The 16,396-nt window shown below is 66.0% G+C and carries 15 protein-coding genes; 8 read left to right on the top strand and 7 right to left on the bottom strand.

The window, feature by feature from the left end; all coding sequences use genetic code 11:
* Nucleotides 1-33 precede the first annotated feature (33 nt).
* The 4 genes from FHT08_RS00840 (at nucleotide 34) to FHT08_RS00825 (ending at nucleotide 4,925) form a co-directional block, all read left to right on the top strand.
* Nucleotides 34-603 carry a flavodoxin family protein gene (locus FHT08_RS00840; RefSeq protein WP_047124886.1) on the top strand — a complete coding sequence of 190 codons (570 nt, stop codon included), beginning with the start codon at nucleotides 34-36 and terminating at the stop codon, nucleotides 601-603.
* Nucleotides 604-901: 298 nt separating this feature from the next.
* Entirely contained in the window at nucleotides 902-1,897 is a 996-nt protein-coding gene (locus FHT08_RS00835; protein WP_166773979.1) for an aldo/keto reductase, read from the top strand.
* 116 nt (nucleotides 1,898-2,013) lie between these two features.
* A complete protein-coding gene (locus FHT08_RS00830; protein WP_104536409.1) occupies nucleotides 2,014-2,709 on the top strand; it encodes a glycosyltransferase in 696 nt (231 codons plus the stop codon).
* A gap of 152 nt (nucleotides 2,710-2,861) precedes the next feature.
* Entirely contained in the window at nucleotides 2,862-4,925 is a 2,064-nt protein-coding gene (locus FHT08_RS00825) for a M13 family metallopeptidase (protein ID WP_166774740.1), read from the top strand.
* A 50-nt stretch (nucleotides 4,926-4,975) separates the two neighbouring features.
* On the opposite strand, the gene FHT08_RS00820 is transcribed toward FHT08_RS00825, so the two are convergent.
* Nucleotides 4,976-5,902, bottom strand: a complete 927-nt coding sequence (locus tag FHT08_RS00820; protein ID WP_104536410.1) for an oxygenase MpaB family protein — start codon at nucleotides 5,900-5,902, stop codon at nucleotides 4,976-4,978.
* Between the two features lie 446 nt (nucleotides 5,903-6,348).
* Here FHT08_RS00820 and FHT08_RS00815 point away from each other — a divergent pair, with 446 nt between their 5' ends.
* A complete protein-coding gene (locus tag FHT08_RS00815; RefSeq protein ID WP_166774739.1) occupies nucleotides 6,349-7,068 on the top strand; it encodes a hypothetical protein in 720 nt (239 codons plus the stop codon).
* Between the two features lie 241 nt (nucleotides 7,069-7,309).
* On the opposite strand, the gene FHT08_RS00810 is transcribed toward FHT08_RS00815, so the two are convergent.
* The 4 genes from FHT08_RS00810 to FHT08_RS00795 form a co-directional block, all read right to left on the bottom strand.
* A complete protein-coding gene (locus FHT08_RS00810; protein ID WP_026064004.1) occupies nucleotides 7,310-8,905 on the bottom strand; it encodes an APC family permease in 1,596 nt (531 codons plus the stop codon).
* A 150-nt stretch (nucleotides 8,906-9,055) separates the two neighbouring features.
* On the bottom strand, nucleotides 9,056-9,427 hold the full coding sequence (locus FHT08_RS00805; RefSeq protein WP_104536411.1) for a hypothetical protein: 372 nt from the start codon (nucleotides 9,425-9,427) through the stop codon (nucleotides 9,056-9,058).
* A 35-nt stretch (nucleotides 9,428-9,462) separates the two neighbouring features.
* Nucleotides 9,463-10,239 (bottom strand): LytTR family DNA-binding domain-containing protein, encoded by a 777-nt coding sequence (locus FHT08_RS00800; protein ID WP_104536412.1) that lies wholly within the window; start codon nucleotides 10,237-10,239, stop codon nucleotides 9,463-9,465.
* Nucleotides 10,236-11,531, bottom strand: a complete 1,296-nt coding sequence (locus tag FHT08_RS00795; protein ID WP_181126173.1) for a histidine kinase — start codon at nucleotides 11,529-11,531, stop codon at nucleotides 10,236-10,238. Before FHT08_RS00795 ends, FHT08_RS00800 begins: the two co-directional genes overlap by 4 nt.
* Before the next feature lie 306 nt (nucleotides 11,532-11,837).
* Here FHT08_RS00795 and FHT08_RS00790 point away from each other — a divergent pair, with 306 nt between their 5' ends.
* Nucleotides 11,838-13,052: an FAD-dependent oxidoreductase gene (locus FHT08_RS00790; RefSeq protein WP_166773978.1), complete on the top strand. Its 1,215-nt coding sequence runs from the start codon at nucleotides 11,838-11,840 to the stop codon at nucleotides 13,050-13,052.
* Between the two features lie 23 nt (nucleotides 13,053-13,075).
* Here FHT08_RS00790 and FHT08_RS00785 read toward each other — a convergent pair whose 3' ends face one another.
* A complete protein-coding gene (locus tag FHT08_RS00785; protein WP_104536415.1) occupies nucleotides 13,076-13,270 on the bottom strand; it encodes a hypothetical protein in 195 nt (64 codons plus the stop codon).
* Between the two features lie 539 nt (nucleotides 13,271-13,809).
* Between FHT08_RS00785 and FHT08_RS00780 the strand changes: the two genes are divergently transcribed.
* Both FHT08_RS00780 and FHT08_RS00775 read left to right on the top strand, forming a co-directional pair.
* Entirely contained in the window at nucleotides 13,810-14,316 is a 507-nt protein-coding gene (locus tag FHT08_RS00780; protein ID WP_104536416.1) for a ferritin-like domain-containing protein, read from the top strand.
* A 134-nt stretch (nucleotides 14,317-14,450) separates the two neighbouring features.
* Nucleotides 14,451-15,350: a manganese catalase family protein gene (locus FHT08_RS00775; protein ID WP_166773977.1), complete on the top strand. Its 900-nt coding sequence runs from the start codon at nucleotides 14,451-14,453 to the stop codon at nucleotides 15,348-15,350.
* 260 nt (nucleotides 15,351-15,610) lie between these two features.
* On the opposite strand, the gene FHT08_RS00770 is transcribed toward FHT08_RS00775, so the two are convergent.
* A complete protein-coding gene (locus tag FHT08_RS00770; protein WP_104536751.1) occupies nucleotides 15,611-16,183 on the bottom strand; it encodes a hypothetical protein in 573 nt (190 codons plus the stop codon).
* Nucleotides 16,184-16,396 lie beyond the last annotated feature (213 nt).

Here is a 16,396-nt window from a genome sequence, read left to right as displayed (position 1 = left end):
CAATCAAGATCCCCTCGAGCCACAGGATTGCGCATGAGCAAGATCGCCATCATCTATTTCAGCGGCTACGGCCACACCGTCAAACTGGCCGAAGCCGTGCACGCCGGCGCCGCCAGTGTCGGCGAGGCCACGCTGTACCGCATCGATCAGGACGGCAACCTGCCCGACGACGCCTGGGAGGCAATCGCCGCCGCCGACGCCATCATCTACGGCAGCCCCACCTACATGGGCGGGCCGGCGTGGCAGTTCAAGAAGTTTGCCGACGCCAGCTCCAAGCCATGGTTCGCGCAGGCCTGGAAGGACAAGATCGCAGCCGGCTTCACCAACTCGGCCTCGGTGAACGGCGACAAGTACGCCACCATCCAGTATTTCTGGACGCTGTCACAGCAGCACGGCCAGGTCTGGGTCGGTACCGGCCTGCTGCCGTCCAACACCAAGGCGCACGGTCCGCAGGACATCAACTGGACCGCCGGTTCGGCAGGCGCGCTGGCGATCTCGCCTTCCGATGCCTCGCCGGAAGAAGCACCGCGCAGCGGCGACCTGGAAACCGCCAAGCTGCTCGGCAAGCGCGTGGCCGAATTGGCCGGCAAGCTCAAGGGCTAAGCCGCATGTAGCGGCGCCCGCGTAACAGCGCCCGTGCATGGCGGTGGGCCTAGGTCTGCTGGCATGCGCGGACTTTTGCGTGGAGTCGCAGCGCGCGTTCGGGTTTGCGCGCTGTAACGCCGAATGCCCGATACCGCAGCGATCCGGCATTGGGCGCAGGCGTCGGCCCACCCCGTCGCCACGCGCCGCAACCTCGGCATGCAAGCCCCCACCGCGCGTCATCGCACGGGCCACATCGTGCTCACGCGCGCCGCCGCATCCTTCCCCTGCCTTCCTTGACGCACGGAGTTTCCTCACCATGCAAACCCGCACGCTTGGCCGTTCCGGCCCCACCGTCTCTGCGCTCGGTCTCGGCTGTATGGGCATGAGCGCGTTCTACGGCGATCGCAGCGACGAGGCCGGCTCGATCGCGGTGATCCACCGCGCCCTCGATCACGGCGTCAGCCTGCTCGACACCGCCGACATGTACGGCCCGCACACCAATGAAATCCTTGTCGGCAAGGCCATCGCCGCGCGCCGGCACGAGGTGTTTCTGGCCACCAAGTTCGGCATCAAGCTCGATCCCAACGACCCGTCGGTGCGCGGCATCGATGGCAGCCCGGACTATGTGCAATCGGCGTGCGAAGCCAGCCTGCGCCGCCTGGGCGTGGAGCACATCGATCTGTATTACCAGCACCGCGTGGACCCCAACGTGCCGATCGAAGACACCGTCGGTGCGATGGCGCGGTTGGTCGAGCAAGGCAAGGTGCGTTTCCTGGGGCTGTCGGAGGCCGCTGCAGCCACCATCCGCCGCGCGCATGCGGTGCATCCCATCACCGCGGTGCAGACCGAGTATTCGCTGTGGTCGCGCGAGCCCGAGGACAACGGCGTCTTCGCCACCGTACGCGAACTCGGGATCGGGTTCGTGCCGTATTCGCCGCTAGGTCGCGGGTTTCTGACCGGCGCATTCGCGTCCCCGGATGACTTCGAGACCGACGATTACCGTCGCCATTCGCCACGTTTCCAGGGCGAGAACTTCACCCGCAACCTGGAACTGGTGCAGCAGGTCAAGGCGATCGCCGCCGACAAGGGCATCACGCCGGGGCAGCTGGCGCTGGCCTGGGTATTGGCGCAGGGCCAGGACCTGGTGCCGATCCCGGGTACCAAGCGGCTGGCTTACCTGGAAGAAAACCTTGGCGCGCTCGATGTCGCGCTGATGCCGGACGAGCTCGCACGCATCGATGCGATCTTCCCGCTGCAGGCCGCGTCCGGTACGCGTTATCCGGAAGCGATGATGGGCGCGCTCAGCCGCTGAGCGCGCCGCGTGGGAGCACATGCAGTCGCGGCCGTCTGACTGTGTGCGCTCACGCCATCGCACCGGTGTGGCTCGCACACTTGCCAGCACCGCCATCCGAGTGACACGCCCTGCCCATGCTGTCTTTCGTGATCCCCGCCCATGACGAGGCCGCGCTGATCGGCCAGACGCTGCACTGCCTGCACGCCTGTGCGCAGGCCATGCAGCTGGACTACGAGGTCATCGTGGTGGCCGATGCCTGCGAAGACGACACCGCCGCCATTGCATGCGCGGCCGGTGCGCGGGTGCTGGACGTGCAATTGCGTCATATCGCCGCCACCCGCAATGCCGGCGCGCAGCAGGCGCAAGGCGACCGCCTGCTGTTTCTGGACGCCGATACGCTGATCGACCCGCAGGTGGTCGGCGCGGCGCTGGCGGCGCTGGATGCCGGCGCGGTCGGCGGTGGCGCGCAAGTGCATCTGCAAGGCAGGCGCGCGTGGTTCGAGCGCATGGCGCAGGCGACGTTCGGCTGGCTGTTCCGTCTCGGCGGCATTGCGCCGGGCTGCTTCCTGTTCTGCACGCGCGCCGCATTCGTCAGCGCCGGTGGTTTCGATACGCGTTACTACGCCGGCGAAGATGTGGCACTGAGCCGCGCGCTGGCACGCTGCGGGCGGTTCGTGATCCTGCGCCAGACCGTGCATACCTCCGACCGCAAGCTGCGCAGCTTTTCCAAGCGCGAACACCTGAGCCTGCTGCTGCGCTTTCTGTGGCGTGGGCGAAGCATGCTGCAGACCCGCGATGCACTGGGCTTCTGGTACCAGCGCCGGCGCTGAACCGCGCGTGTCCGCAGGGCTGCTGCACCGGGTGCGCGCTGCCATCGCGCCGGGACGTGGCGTCGGCGGCAATTTACACTGGCATGTCTGTTTTTCGTTTTCCGAGTTGCGCTCGCATGGCTCTTTTGCACCGTCCTGTCCTGATCGCTGCGCTGTCGGCTGCCCTGCTGAGCACCGCCGCGTGCCACCGCGATGACACCTCACCGGCGACGCACGCCAAGCCCACGCCCACCACGCCGAAGCTGGGCGATTTCGGTTTCGATGCGGCAGGCATGGACCGCAGCGTGTCAGCAGGCGACGACTTCTTCAGCTACGCCAGCGGCAACTGGGTCAGAACCACCCAGATCCCGGACGACCGCTCCAGCTTCAACAGCTTTGTCAGCATCGCGATCGCGACCGAGCAACATAGCCGCGACATCATCGAAGGCGCCGCCGCCAACGACCGTGTCACCGGGGAAGACAAGCAGATTGGCGATTACTACGCGGCCTACATGGATGAAGCCGGGATCGAGGCCAAGGGCGCAGGCCCGGCGCAACCGGAACTGGACGCGATTGCGCGGCTAGATGACAAACAGGCGCTGGCGCGCACCCTGGGCCGGCAGCTGCGCGCCGATGTGGACCTGCTCAACTCCACCAATTTCCATACCGACCGGCTGTTCGGTCTGTGGATCTCGCAGGATCTGCATCACCCGGGGCGCTATGCGCCGTATCTGGTGCAAGGCGGCCTGGGCATGCCGGACCGCAGCTTCTATCTGGACGAGGGACGCATGACGCAGATGCGCGACGCCTACCGCGCGCACATCGTCAAATTGCTGGCCCTGGCCGACATCGATGACGCGGCGGCCAGGGCCGAGCGCATCCTGGCACTGGAAACCGCGATGGCCCGCGTGCACGCCACCGCCGAACAGACCAACAACGTGCAGGCCGGCGCCAACACCTGGAAACAGGCCGACTTTGCGCGTAATGCACCTGGCCTGGAATGGGCGCCGTTCTTCGACGCGGCCGGCCTGAAGGCGCAGCAGGACTTCATTGTCTGGCAGCCCGGGGCGGTGACCGGGTTGTCGGCGCTGGTGCGTTCCGAATCGCTGCAGACCTGGAAGGATTACCTGAGCTTTCGCGCCCTGGACCGCGCCTCGCCGTATCTGTCCAAGGCCTTCGCCGATGAGCGGTTTGCGTTCTACGGCACCACGCTGGAAGGCACGCCGCAACAACGGCAGCGCTGGAAGCGAGGCATCGATGCCACCAACGCGGCCTTGGGCGAAGCGGTGGGCGAGCGCTATGTGCAGAAGTACGTCAGCGCCCAGACCAAGACGCGCGCCGAGGAGATGGTCAAGAACATCGTCGCCGCCTTCGGCAAACGCATCGACGCGCTGGAGTGGATGAGTCCGCAGACCAAACAGCATGCCAAGGCCAAGATTTCCGGGCTGACGGTGGCGGTGGGGTATCCGGACACCTGGCGCGACTACAGCGGGCTGGAGGTGCGCCGCGACGATGCGCTGGGCAATGTGCAGCGTGCCGAACTGTTCGAGTACCGGCGCAATCTGGCCAAGCTGGGCAAGGCCGTGGATCACCGCGAGTGGTACATGCTGCCACAGGAGGTCAACGCGCTGAACGTGCCGTTGGAAAACCGCCTGTTGTTTCCGGCAGCGATCCTGCAGCCGCCGTTCTTCGACCCGGCGGCCGACGATGCGGTGAACTACGGCGCCATCGGCGCGGTGATCGGCCACGAGATCAGCCACAGCTTCGACAATATGGGCGCGCAATTCGACGAACATGGCGAGCTGCACAACTGGTGGACGCCGCAGGATCTGAAAAAATTCGAGGCCGCCGGCAATGCGCTCGCCGCGCAGTTCAGTGCGTACAAGCCGTTCGACGACCTGAGCGTCAACGGCAAGCTGACCCTGGGCGAGAACATCGCCGATGTGGCCGGCCTGGCGACTGCCTACGATGCCTATCAGCTATCGTTGCAGGGCAAGCAACCGCAGACCATCGACGGTTTCAGCCCGGATCAGCGCTTCTTCCTGGGCTTTGCGCAGGCCTGGCGCGGCAAGTATCGCGACGCGGCGCTACGCAATGCCGTACTCACCGACGTGCACGCACCCGGACGCTTCCGTGCACAGACCGTGCGCAATCTCGATGCCTGGTATCCGGCGTTCGATGTACAGCAGGGCGAGCAGTTGTACCTGGCGCCCGCGCAGCGGGTGCGGATCTGGTAGCCAGCCCCCGCGTCACACCACCGCCCTGCACACCAGGCAAGCACCCGCACTCACCGCTCCCCAGGCCACTCCAGCAACATCGTCTGCGGCAGCTGCATGCGGCGGCACGCGCGTGCGGACAGCCCGTCGCGTAGCGCGGTGCGGAACAGTGGCGACAGACTGCGCAGCAGCCGCGCCGACGCATGTGCCTGTGCGCGCTGCGTGGTGGTGCGGCCGAGCATGTCGCTGGCCCAACCCGGCAACAAAGCGGTGCCGGCACCGAGGAACACGCCGCGCGACAGACCGGCCGCCGGCACCGGCAGCTGGATGCTAGTGAGGATGTCGAGCACTTCGCGCGAGCGCGTATCCATGCGCAACTGCCCGCGCACGGTGGCGAAATACGCATCGACCTGCGCCTCGCTGGCGGGCACATCGGTGGCGCCCAGCGCTTCGGCGACGCGGCGCGCTTCGTCGTAGTAACGATCGGCGATGCGCGCCGGCACATCACGGCAGTAACGTCGGCAGCCCTGCAGAAAACCGTAGGCTTCGGTGACGTGCACCCAGGTCAGCAACTGCGGATCGTTGGCGTCGTAAGGCACGCCGTCGGCGGTGTGGCCGTGGATATGCGAATGGATGCTGCGCACGCGGGCGATCAATTGCTCGGCTTCGGCGCGCGGGGCGTAGGTGGTGCCGGCGACGAAATTGGTGGTGCGCCGCAGCCGCCCGATCAGGTCGGCGCGGAAGTTGGAATGGTCGTAGACCCCGGCCAGCGCGCGTGGATGCAGCAGTTGCAGCATCAATGCGCACAGTCCGCCGGACAACATGCCGGGAAATTCGGAATGCACGCGCCAGGTGACGCTGTCGGGCCCGAAGATGCCGGTATCTCCGAGGGGCTGGTCGTAGTCGATAGTGCTCTGGCCACGCGGAAACGCGCCCAGCACCCAGCGCTGGATCTGCCTGGCGGCGGGGGCAGTGAGGGTACGCAGGACGGCTGACATGCACGCAAGGATACGTAGGCGGCTGCAAGACCGCGTCGTGGCGCTGAGGGGCTGGGATTGAGGATTGGGGATTTTGGATTGGTGAAAGGCGGCGCCGTGTGCGCTGTTCGTATCCATGCGCGCCGACCGTCTCGACGGGGGCTCGCCCGCCTGTCGCCGGATTTTGCGCGGCATGCATGCTTGCGCGGCGCTCACGCGATCTGTACGCCGGACTGGGTCGCACCGGTCGCAACCGCCACGGATGCAATCACGCAGGCGCGGGTGTGCAGTGCAGCAAGAATGGCGGCGCACTGCAGCTGCAATCGTCCGGCAAATACTGCAAATCGCCTGAATACCGCGGTTTGTGCGCCGGTGCGCAGGATTGGGCGGCCGTCGGCTCGCAGCAGGCATTGCCAAGCACAGCGAAAGTGCTAGAACTGGGGCCGTCCGCGCACCGGCCTGCATCACTGCCAGCCGTCTGCCCGGTCGCTCCAGGGCACCGGCGCGTTGCCGGGTGCAGCAAGTCGTTCGTACCAGCCATCCGTCAGGAGCTTGTCATGATCGCTTTGTTCCAGGGTTTGGGCCTGCTATTGCAGGACAACGCACTCCATCGGCTCTCCTTCGACGAGCAGGTCGCGCACTGGCGCGAAAAGAGCGACGAACAGCTCGACCAGGAGCTCAATCTGCTCAAGGTGGCCAAGAAGCAATGGGTGATCGCCTCGATCATCGGCTGGCAGGCGATCTCGCTGGTGCTGCTGGGCGTGATCACCCACCAGCTCTGGCAGAACGACTACCACCTCACCTTCAGCCGCGTGGTGATCATCTTTACCTCGTGGGCCTCGATCCTGTTCGTCATGTGGTACATCGCCGATCTGTTTGACCACAGTGCCGGTTTCGAACGCTGGCTGCGCGCCTTCAACAGCCGCGCGCGGGTCACCCCGGATGCCGACTCGGTCGAATGCGTGGCCGATGCGCTGGACATGACGCGCCGCTACCCGGAAGTGCTGCGCTACAAGCAGGAGGTGACCTCTAGGCGCGAGCTACGCCACGAGGACATCGTCAACATGCGCGAGATGGGGCGGCTGCGCCGCTACACCGAACTGTTGCGCGATCTGGACCGCTTCGATGGTGCGCCGCGCCTGGTGACCAATTCCGCTACCCATAGCGCGGCAGGGACGCTGGCGTAGCGGTTGCGCGATGGACGCAGGTTGCCGGGAGACGCCGACAACCCCGCGTGTCTGGTGGAACGTGCTGATTGATCCGCCCGCGACACCGGGTGCGCTGCCGGGCAGCGCCAATTGCCGCACCCGATGGCGTGTGCGGCGGCCAACAAGAAAACGGCCGGTGCAGTGCACCGGCCGTTCCTGTTTGCGGCGCCCGAAGACTGGCGCCTGCTCGATCCGTCGTCAGCAATCAGCGATCAGACGCTTACGCCCGCGCGACGGCCTTCTCCACCGACGGCGTACGCCAACCGCTGCGCACGCCCCAGATGTAGAACACCGCGCCGACTGCCGCGACCACCGCCAGATCGGTGCCGTAGCTGAGATAGCCATGCCCGCCGAAGTCGCTGCTGCCGGCCCAGGACAGCAGCGCGATCGTCGGCAGGTAGCAGATCATCCAGGCCGCGCCCTTGAGGTTGCGCCCAAGATCCGGCCAGCCTTGCTTGGCCTGGTAGTAGCAGTACACCGGCAGCGCCACGACCATCAGCAGGATGATCTCGCCGGTCAGCGGCCAGCGCGCCCAGTACAGCAGTTCGGTCGCCATCACGAAGGCCACACCGGCCAGCACCGGCAACGCGGCGATGCGCAGCGGGCGATGCAGCTCCGGCGCATGACGGCGCAACGCCATCGCGCTGATCGGGCCGGTGAGGTAGGAAATGATGGTCGCCACCGAGATCACCGCCGCCAGCGTGCCCCAGCCGCGGAAGAAGAACAGGAACACGAACGACACCGCCAGGTTGAAGAACATCGCCATGCGCGGCACGCCCCAGACCGGATGCAGCTTGCCCAGCACCGACGGCATGGTGCCGTTCTTTTCCATGCCGTAGACCATGCGCGCGGTGGTGGCGGTATAGGTGATGCCGGTGCCGCTGGGGCTGACGAACGCATCGATGTACAGCAGCATTGCCAGCCAATGCAGGTTGACGATGATGGCCAGCTCGGCGAACGGCGAGCGGAAATCGATGCCGTGCCAGCCGGCCTTGGCCAGCAGGTCCGGCGGCACCGCGCCGATGTAGGCCACCTGCAGGATCACGTAGACCACGGTGGCCAGCGCGATCGAGCCCAACACCGCGAAGGGAATGCTGCGGCCCGGGTTGCGCGCTTCGCCTGCTAGGTTCACCGGGCTCTGGAAGCCGTTGAAGCTGAAGACGATGCCGGCGGTGGCCACCGCGGTGAGCACCGCGGCCAGGTCGATCACGTGCGCATCGCCGTGGATGCCGACGCTGAAGTTTTCGCTATGGAAGCCGCTGGCGATCAAGGCCACGCCGGTCGCCGCCGGCACCACCAGCTTGAACACGGTGATCAGGGTATTGGAGCGCGCGAACAGCTTGACGCTCCAGAAGTTGAGGAAGAAATACACCAGCACCAGCACCGCCGAGATCAGCAGGCCGGGCACCGACAACTCCCCCGCCCCGCCGGGTGCCTGCACATACAGGCCCTGCGCCCAGGCCCATGGCCAGGAGGCCATGTACTGCACCGAGGCCTCGGCCTCCACCGGGATCACCGACACGATCGCGATCCAGTTGGCCCAGCCGGCAATGAAGCCCACCAGCGAGCCGTGCGAGTAATGGCTGTAGCGCACCATGCCGCCGGACTCGGGGAACATCGCGCCCAGTTCCGCGTAGGACAGCGCGATGGTGGTGATGATCGCCGCGCCCAGAATCCAGGCCCAGATCGCACCGGGGCCGGCCAGGCCGGCAGCGCGCCAGGCGCCGAACAGCCAGCCGGAACCGATGATCGAGCCCAGGCCGGTGAGCATGAGGGCGAAGGGGCCAACGTCGCGGCGTAGCGATTGTTCGGACATGAGAAGCCTGGCAGTGAGGACGCCGTGAACCGGCAACAAGCCGGCAATGATCGCAGAAGCGGCCGCTGATCGTCAGTGCGTATTCAGGCTTGCATGCGGCTGCATCCGTGCCTTACCACACGGACGGAAGTGTTTTAGCAGGCCGCTCGCTCAACCATGGCAATCGGCGCTGGGCGCGCTGGCATCCACACAGGTATGCGCCTGACGCGGGATGCCGCGCAATTCGCGCACTTGCCCGGGGGTCAGCGCAAAGCTGTCCAGGGTTGTGCGTGCGCAGGCCGGCGTGCCCGAGGTCTGGCCCGCGGCGGGCGCGGCGCAGTGCTCTTCGTAGACCAGGTAATGGCAGCGACCGCTGCTACTGGCCAGGCAGTGCACGTTGAGGTCGGTGGCGGTGGCCAGGGTCTTGCTGAAGATCACGTCCCGGCCATTGCTGGTGGCGCGGGTGATGGAGGTGGTGCCGTTGCGGTCGTGGCAACCGGCCAAGGCAAGCAGGCAATACACGAGGGAGGCGATCAGGCGCATATCAGCAATCCTTTCAGTCGAGGCGATCGGGGGACTTACATGCCGCGGAACAGGCTCATGAAGGGCTGGCTGACGGTGAGCGTTTCGCTGCGCCCGCGCAGTGCCAGCCGGCCCTTGCCGGTGTCCTCGCGCACCACCGAGGCAACCGCCTTCATGTTGACGATGGTGGAGCGGTGGATCTGCTTGAACACCTGCGGATCCAGCACGTCGAGCAATTCGCGCAGCGGCGTGCGCACGATCGCCTCGCCGGCGGCGGTCATCACCGTGGTGTATTTCTGGTCGGCCTGGAAATACGCCACCTCGTCCAGCGCGATCAGGCGCGTCTCGCGGCCGCTGCTGGCGGTGAGCCAGGCCAACGGCGGCGCGGCGCTGGCGGCAGCAGGGCGTGCGGACAGGCGCTGCAGCAAGGCCTCCAGCAGCTGAGCATCCGGCTGGCCGGAGGTGGCGCGCTGTTGCACGCGCTGCCAGGTGGCCTGCAGGCGCTCGCGGCTGATCGGCTTGAGCAGATAGTCCACCGCGCCGTGTTCGAACGCATCGATGGCGTACTGATCGTAGGCAGTGACGAACACCACCTGGGTACGCGGGCTGACCTCGCGCAGGGCACGCGCCACCTCGATACCGGTGAGCCCGGGCATGCGGATATCCAGAAACACCACATCGGGCTGTTGCGCGGCGATGGTCTCCAACGCGCCGGCGCCGTCTTCGCATTCGCCCACGATCTGCAGTTGCGGGCACACCTGCGCGAGTAGGGTCAGCAGCGATTGCCGCAGCAGCGCCTCGTCTTCGGCGATCACCGCACGCAACGCGCTCATGCCTGCACCTGCGCGGCATGGGTGTGCGCGTCGGGCAGCGGCGGCGGCATGCGTGTGGCCAGCACCTGTGCCGGCAGCGGCAGACTGATCGTGGCTGCCACACCGCTGGGGAAATTGGACACGATGGCAAAGCTGGCTTGGCCGGCATAGATCAGCTGCAAGCGCTCGCGCAGGTTCTTCAGGCCGATGCCGGTGCCTTGGGTGTGGGTGCCGAAGCCCTGGCCATCGTCGGCCACGGTCAGCGTGGCGTGGTCGTCGACGCGACGCGCCAGGATCCATATCGTGCCGCCGCCGGGCTTGGGTTCCAGCCCGTGCTTGATCGCGTTCTCCACCAGGGTCTGCAACATCATCGAGGGCAGTTGCAGTGCGCGCAGCTCGTACGGCACTTCCACCTGCAGGGCCAGCCGCGTGCCCATGCGGATGCGCAGGATTTCCAGATAGGCCTGGGTGCGTTCGAGTTCTTCGCCCAGGGTGGAGATGGCCCCGTCGGCGCTGGGCAGCGAGCTACGCAGGTACTGGATCAGGTGCCCGATCATGATCTCCGCGCGCGGCGGGTCGGTGCGTGCCAGCACCTGTGCGCTGGCCAGCGTGTTGTAGAGAAAGTGCGGCTCGACCTGGGCATGCAGCAGGTTCAGGCGGGCCACGGCCAATTCCTTTTCCATCACCGATTGCTCGGCCGCGGCCTGCTCGTCGCGACGCTGCTCGCCGACCCGGCGCACCACCGCGCGGTTGATCGCCTCGGCATTCTCGAAATTGCTGCCTTCGTCCACCGCGAACAGGTCCACCCAGGCGCTGGCGTCGGGCTCGCACAACACGGTGACGCTGCTGGTGCCCTGCCCTGGCGCGATCGTCACCAGCACCTGGTTGCGCTTGATCGCAAAACGCGCGAACAGGTTCCAGCGCGAAGGTTGACGTCCTTCATACGGGTCGATGCGGCGCACCTTGGCGCGGATCAGCAGGCTGCCGGGCGCGCATTCGATGTCCTGCACGCGCGGCAGCGCGCGCACCGCCTCTTCGACCACGGCGAAGCTGGCCTGCACCTCCAGCGGCACCTCGATCTGGCGGCGCTGGCGGGTCGACAGGGTGTCGTGATCCAGCCGCCCGGCGATCAGGCGCACCCGTCGCACATGGGTGATCGCACTCATCAAGGCCAGCGTCAGCAGCACCACGCAGATCAGCACGAAGAACGCGCCGGTGGAGCCGAACAGCTGCGCCCACATGATCCCGGCCACCACCAATGCCGCAGCCCAGGCGAACACGATACGTACGATCAGGAAGACGCTGGCAGACACGGGTGGGAGCTCGTTGGATCGGGACGCGGCGAGCATAGCCGGCAAGCGATCGGACGAAAGCCCCGGGCGACGAATGGCTGCCAGCGCGGCCCCAATTGCCCGGATCGCGGTGCGAAACCCGGCCTGGTCGGCCGTGGCAGGTGCAGATGCGCGCGGTATGCTCGGCGTCGGTGACCTTGCGGCATCTGTCGCTGGCGCGCAGCGCGGGGCCTGGCCTGTACGGATCCTGCGCGCCGCGCGCCGCGCGTGGCCGATAGCGCAGCCGCCGTTACCCCGATCACCTTGTCCACCTCGCTCAGGAGTCGCATGCACCGTCGTCATTTCCTGCACAGCGCCGGTCTTGCGCTCGCGGCCGCTTCGACCGGGAGCTGGGCCGCCACCGGCAAGCCTGCCGCTGCGCCGTCTTCGCCACTGCCCGCCGCGCCACTGGGCGCCTTGTCCGACCAGTTCGCCGCAGCGCTGCCGCTGGCGCCGATCCGTGCGGCGGTCGATCGCATCATCGCGATCAACGGCTGCACCCGTCCGTTCCGTGCGCAGGGGCCACGGATCGAGGCCGAGCGCATCGGTCGCAAGACGGTGGTGCACAACTACGGACACGGCGGCAGCGGGTGGTCGTTGTCGTGGGGCGCGGCCGAGCACGCACTGCGGCTGGTGCGTGCCGCCGATGCGGATGCGCGCGAGCTGGCGGTGATCGGCTGCGGCGCGATCGGGCTGACCACCGCGCTGGTGGCGCAACGTGCGGGCCTGCGCGTGCGCATCTATGCGCGCGAGCGCCTGCCGGACGTGCGCTCGTTCTACGCCACCGGCGTGTGGTCGCCGGATTCGCGCGTGTGCACCAGCGAACACGCTACCGCGGATTTCAGGACCCGCTGGGAAGAGATGGCGCGCATCGCGTTTCGCCGCTACCAGACCCTGCTGGGCCTGCCGGGCGATCCGATCGAGTGGCGCGATGGGTATGCGTTGTCGGATGTGCCGTTCGATCAACCGAGCGCATCGGCCGAAGCGCACGAGCCGGACTACCCGCCGCTGGAGCGCGAACTGCTCGATGATCTCGGCCCGCGCTCGCAACCGGTCGCGCCCGGCGGCCATCCGTTTCCGGTACCGTTCGTGCGTCGCTACAGCCAGCTGACCTTCAACCTCAGTGCGTATGCGCGGCTGTTGATGGACGACTATCTCCAGGGCGGCGGCGAGCTGTATACGCGCAGCTTCGAGCATCCGCGCCAGTTCGACCAGTTGCGCGAAAAGATCCTGGTCAATGCCACCGGCTATGGTGCGCGGGCATTGCTTGGCGACCACAGCGTCATCCCGGTGCGCGGGCAGACAGCGCGCCTGATTCCGCAGCCGGAGGTGACCTACGGGTTGGTCTGGCGCGGCCACAATCTCAATGTTGTGCCACGCCGCGATGGTTTGCTGGTGCAGTCGCAAGGTGCCAACGATTTCAACAACCCCGATGCCACGCCGGATCACGCAGCGTCCGCAGCAGCGATCCGCGAACTGGCACGGTTGTTTCCTTCAGCCTGAGTCAGTTTGCCCGCGCGCTGCGATCAGGACTCGCCAAGCGAGGCCTGCAGCGCGCGGGCCAGTGCGGCATCGCCGCTGACGAGCTCGTCCCACCGCAACACCACGCCTTTGCGTCGGCCTTTCTCGACCAGCTTCAGACCCCGCGGGTCGACGATCAAGGTATAGGCCTGTTCGCCGATCTGCAGCTCGCGGCGTAGCGGTTTGTCCAACGGCGTCATGGCGATTCCCTGGGCAAGGACGAGCCTTCAGTTGTAGCGCATCTGTCTGCAACGACGTGCATGCCCCGTCGTGCATGCCGCACGTTGCCGGTGCAATCGCTGAGCCAGCATCGACATCCGCGCAGCTGGGATCAACGTCAGCGCACGTGCTTGGGTAGTGCGGGATGCGCGGCCGTGGACATGCGCACTGCACGTACGCGCCTCGGCAAGCCGGCATCGGCCTGGGTCAATGCAATGCGACGGCCACGGTTGGGCACTACCGCATCGATCGCCCGCCAATCGCCAGCGCACAGCTTGTGGCACAGGTCGTCATCGCATCGGGATCACCGCATCCACCGATTGCGCTAACACGCCGACGACTAGCTTAGCGACACGCCAGACAGCCTGAGCGAGCACGACAACAACGCTGCCTTGCGGCATCGCCTGACCAGGCGATGCCATGCCGGGGTGATGACGCAGCTGGCTCGCAATCGAAGGCAAAGACGCACACACAGTGCATCGCACTGTTTTAACCACTCATCCATCCAAAGGAGCCGCCCATGGCGATCAAGACAATTGAAGAGCTTTTCGTCCACGAACTGTCGGACATCTACAGTGCAGAAAAGCAGTTGACCAAATCGCTGCCGCGTCTGGCACGTGCGGCGACCGAACCCAAGCTGGTAGAGGCGTTCAAGCTGCATCTGGAAGAGACCCAAGGCCAGATCGAACGCATCGACCAGATCGTCGAACTGCTCGGCATCAAGCTCAAGCGCATCAAGTGTGCCGCGATGGAGGGTCTGGTCGAGGAAAGCCGCGAGGTGATCGACGAGATCGAAGAAGGCCCCGTGCGCGATGCGGCGCTGATCGGCGGCGCACAGAAGGTGGAGCATTACGAGATCGCCTCGTACGGCACCATCGCTGCGATTGCAAAGCAGTTGGGCTATACCGACGCGGTCAGCTTGCTGCTTTCGACCCTGGAAGAAGAAAAAGCCACCGATGAAAAGCTGACGTTGCTCGCCGAGCAGGGCGGCAATCAGAAAGCAGCCAAGGCCAGCAAAGCGGCCTGACACATCGCGCAGGCGGCGCTGCCGCCTGCGTTCGCCCGCATCGCGCGGGCAACCTCCACCCGTAGCCAGCCTCAGGGCTCTGCCCGCATGCCGCGTTGCAGTCGCCGCCGGGCGCCAGCCAGGAAATACGATCCATGTTTATGCATAACAAGCGTCTGATGTACACCGTGCGCGTTGCCGAACCCAATCCGGATCTGGCCACGTTGATGCTCGAGCAGTTCGGCGGACCGCAAGGCGAACTTGCTGCAGCAATGCAGTATTTTACGCAGGCATTGGGCGAAGACGATCCGGGTCGCAAGGATCTGTTGTTCGATATCGCCACCGAAGAACTGAGCCACCTGGAAATCATCGGCTCCATCATCGCCATGCTCAACAAGGGCCCGAAGGCCGTGTTATCCGAAGGCATGGAAGAGGCCATGGAGATGCGCTCCATGACCCAGAACAGCACCAGCCACACCCAGCAGATCCTATACGGTGGTGGCCCGGCACTGGTCAATTCCAGCGGGGTGCCGTGGACCTCGGCCTATGTTGATTCGATCGGTTGCCCAACTTCGGATATGCGCTCCAACATCGCTGCCGAAGCACGTGCCAAGTTGGTCTACGAGCGTCTGATCACCGTCACCGACGACCCGGGCATCGTGGATGCGCTGCGCTTCTTGATGACGCGCGAAGTGGCGCATCAGAAGTCGTTCGAGAAGGCGCTGTACTCAATCGAGCCGAACTTCCCGCCTGGCAAGCTGCCGGGGGACCCGCGCTTTACCGATATCTACTACAACATGTCGCAGGGCGAAGGCGACACGGTCGGCCCTTGGAATACCGGCGAGCAGTGGGACGTGGTTGCGGACCGTGCGCTGCAGTCCGCGGTCGATGGCGGCGATGGTTCGGCCACGGTTGCGCTGGATGCGACCCAGACCGAAGCATTGGATGCCATGTCGCTACGCCTGCTGTCCAATCCGGAACTGGATCGGGTCACCGGCGCAGACCTGGGCGCAGGCCCGGGCGCCGGCTCCACCACCGGCGACATCCAACGCTGATCTTCATCGACAGCGGTTGCTGGCACTGGCCCGGGTCGTTCGCGACCGGGGCTTTTTTATGCGCAACATGATGTGGACAGCAGGCGACAGACAGGTTGTCTCGCGGATGACCATCGCAGCGATGGCGGCGCCCGACCTGCAAAGACCACGCAGTACAGGTGGCTGGATACACGATGCCTGCGCGCGTGCGACGTATTACCGAACGCCCGAAAACACGCCGGGCCGACAGGCCTGCTGTTGCCACAGCGTGCCGACGCGCCTCACATCGGTGCGGCGTGCTTGGGGCGCGCTTCGCTGGCCCACTCGGGCCGCACGCCTGCTGCGGTGGTGCAACGCTCCAGCCGCCATGGCATGAGACGACACATCGCCTCCTCGCCGCTGGTCTTCAGCCATTGCGTGGCATCGCCTTGGATGCATAACGGACGCTGGGTCGGCAGGCTGGTCGACGACGCGACCAATAGCGAAAACCCCATCTGCAGGCGGCCGCCGATATCCATGACATTGCGCAGACCCGCCGCGTACGACGCGCCACCGTCCTGACTCAACCAGGTTGCCGAGGTGGCGCCGTCTGCCGATGCACTGCAGGCAAATCCACACAGCGGGATCAGGCAGCGTTGGGTTTCCCAGATGGCCAGGTCGACGCGCCCCAGCCACTCCGGCTCCTGCGTCGTGATCGAACGCTGCTGCCCCGGAGCACGTCGGCCGAAGGTTGCGCGCTCCTCGCGTTTGCCGCCACGGTCGGCAACCAGAATGTCGGCATCGGCACCGACACCGATTTCGACCCAGGCATTGCTGGCAACGCGACCCGGCAACTGAAGAATGCGCGCAATCATGTTCACTCCGCCGTACATCTTGATGACAGCAGGAGTTACGCATAATACGCGCCAAGTTTTTGGCTCTTGCGCAGCGGCGCACTGCAACGCTCTTGCATGAGGGCAGTGGCATCAACGGCGCTACGAGGTACCAATCCGTCGCAACATCTGCACGCACGCGCAGGATTTTCCGTGAAGGGCGCATCCGGATGCCCGGCATGTCGCACATCGACA

Origin of the sequence: Xanthomonas sp. CFBP 8151, assembly GCF_011761885.1 — a bacterium.
Lineage (GTDB): Bacteria > Pseudomonadota > Gammaproteobacteria > Xanthomonadales > Xanthomonadaceae > Xanthomonas > Xanthomonas arboricola_B.
This window is presented reverse-complemented; position numbering and strand designations above follow the sequence as displayed.

Coding starts and splice junctions, on each gene's coding strand:
- FHT08_RS00805 (WP_104536411.1), bottom strand. CDS start 9,427: ATGCGCCTGATCGCCTCCCTCGTGTATTGCCTGCTTGCCTTGGCCGGT.
- FHT08_RS00810 (WP_026064004.1), bottom strand. CDS start 8,905: ATGTCCGAACAATCGCTACGCCGCGACGTTGGCCCCTTCGCCCTCATG.
- FHT08_RS00820 (WP_104536410.1), bottom strand. CDS start 5,902: ATGTCAGCCGTCCTGCGTACCCTCACTGCCCCCGCCGCCAGGCAGATC.
- FHT08_RS00775 (WP_166773977.1), top strand. CDS start 14,451: ATGTTTATGCATAACAAGCGTCTGATGTACACCGTGCGCGTTGCCGAA.
- FHT08_RS00800 (WP_104536412.1), bottom strand. CDS start 10,239: ATGAGCGCGTTGCGTGCGGTGATCGCCGAAGACGAGGCGCTGCTGCGG.
- FHT08_RS00790 (WP_166773978.1), top strand. CDS start 11,838: ATGCACCGTCGTCATTTCCTGCACAGCGCCGGTCTTGCGCTCGCGGCC.
- FHT08_RS00830 (WP_104536409.1), top strand. CDS start 2,014: ATGCTGTCTTTCGTGATCCCCGCCCATGACGAGGCCGCGCTGATCGGC.
- FHT08_RS00840 (WP_047124886.1), top strand. CDS start 34: ATGAGCAAGATCGCCATCATCTATTTCAGCGGCTACGGCCACACCGTC.
- FHT08_RS00770 (WP_104536751.1), bottom strand. CDS start 16,183: ATGATTGCGCGCATTCTTCAGTTGCCGGGTCGCGTTGCCAGCAATGCC.
- FHT08_RS00785 (WP_104536415.1), bottom strand. CDS start 13,270: ATGACGCCGTTGGACAAACCGCTACGCCGCGAGCTGCAGATCGGCGAA.
- FHT08_RS00780 (WP_104536416.1), top strand. CDS start 13,810: ATGGCGATCAAGACAATTGAAGAGCTTTTCGTCCACGAACTGTCGGAC.
- FHT08_RS00835 (WP_166773979.1), top strand. CDS start 902: ATGCAAACCCGCACGCTTGGCCGTTCCGGCCCCACCGTCTCTGCGCTC.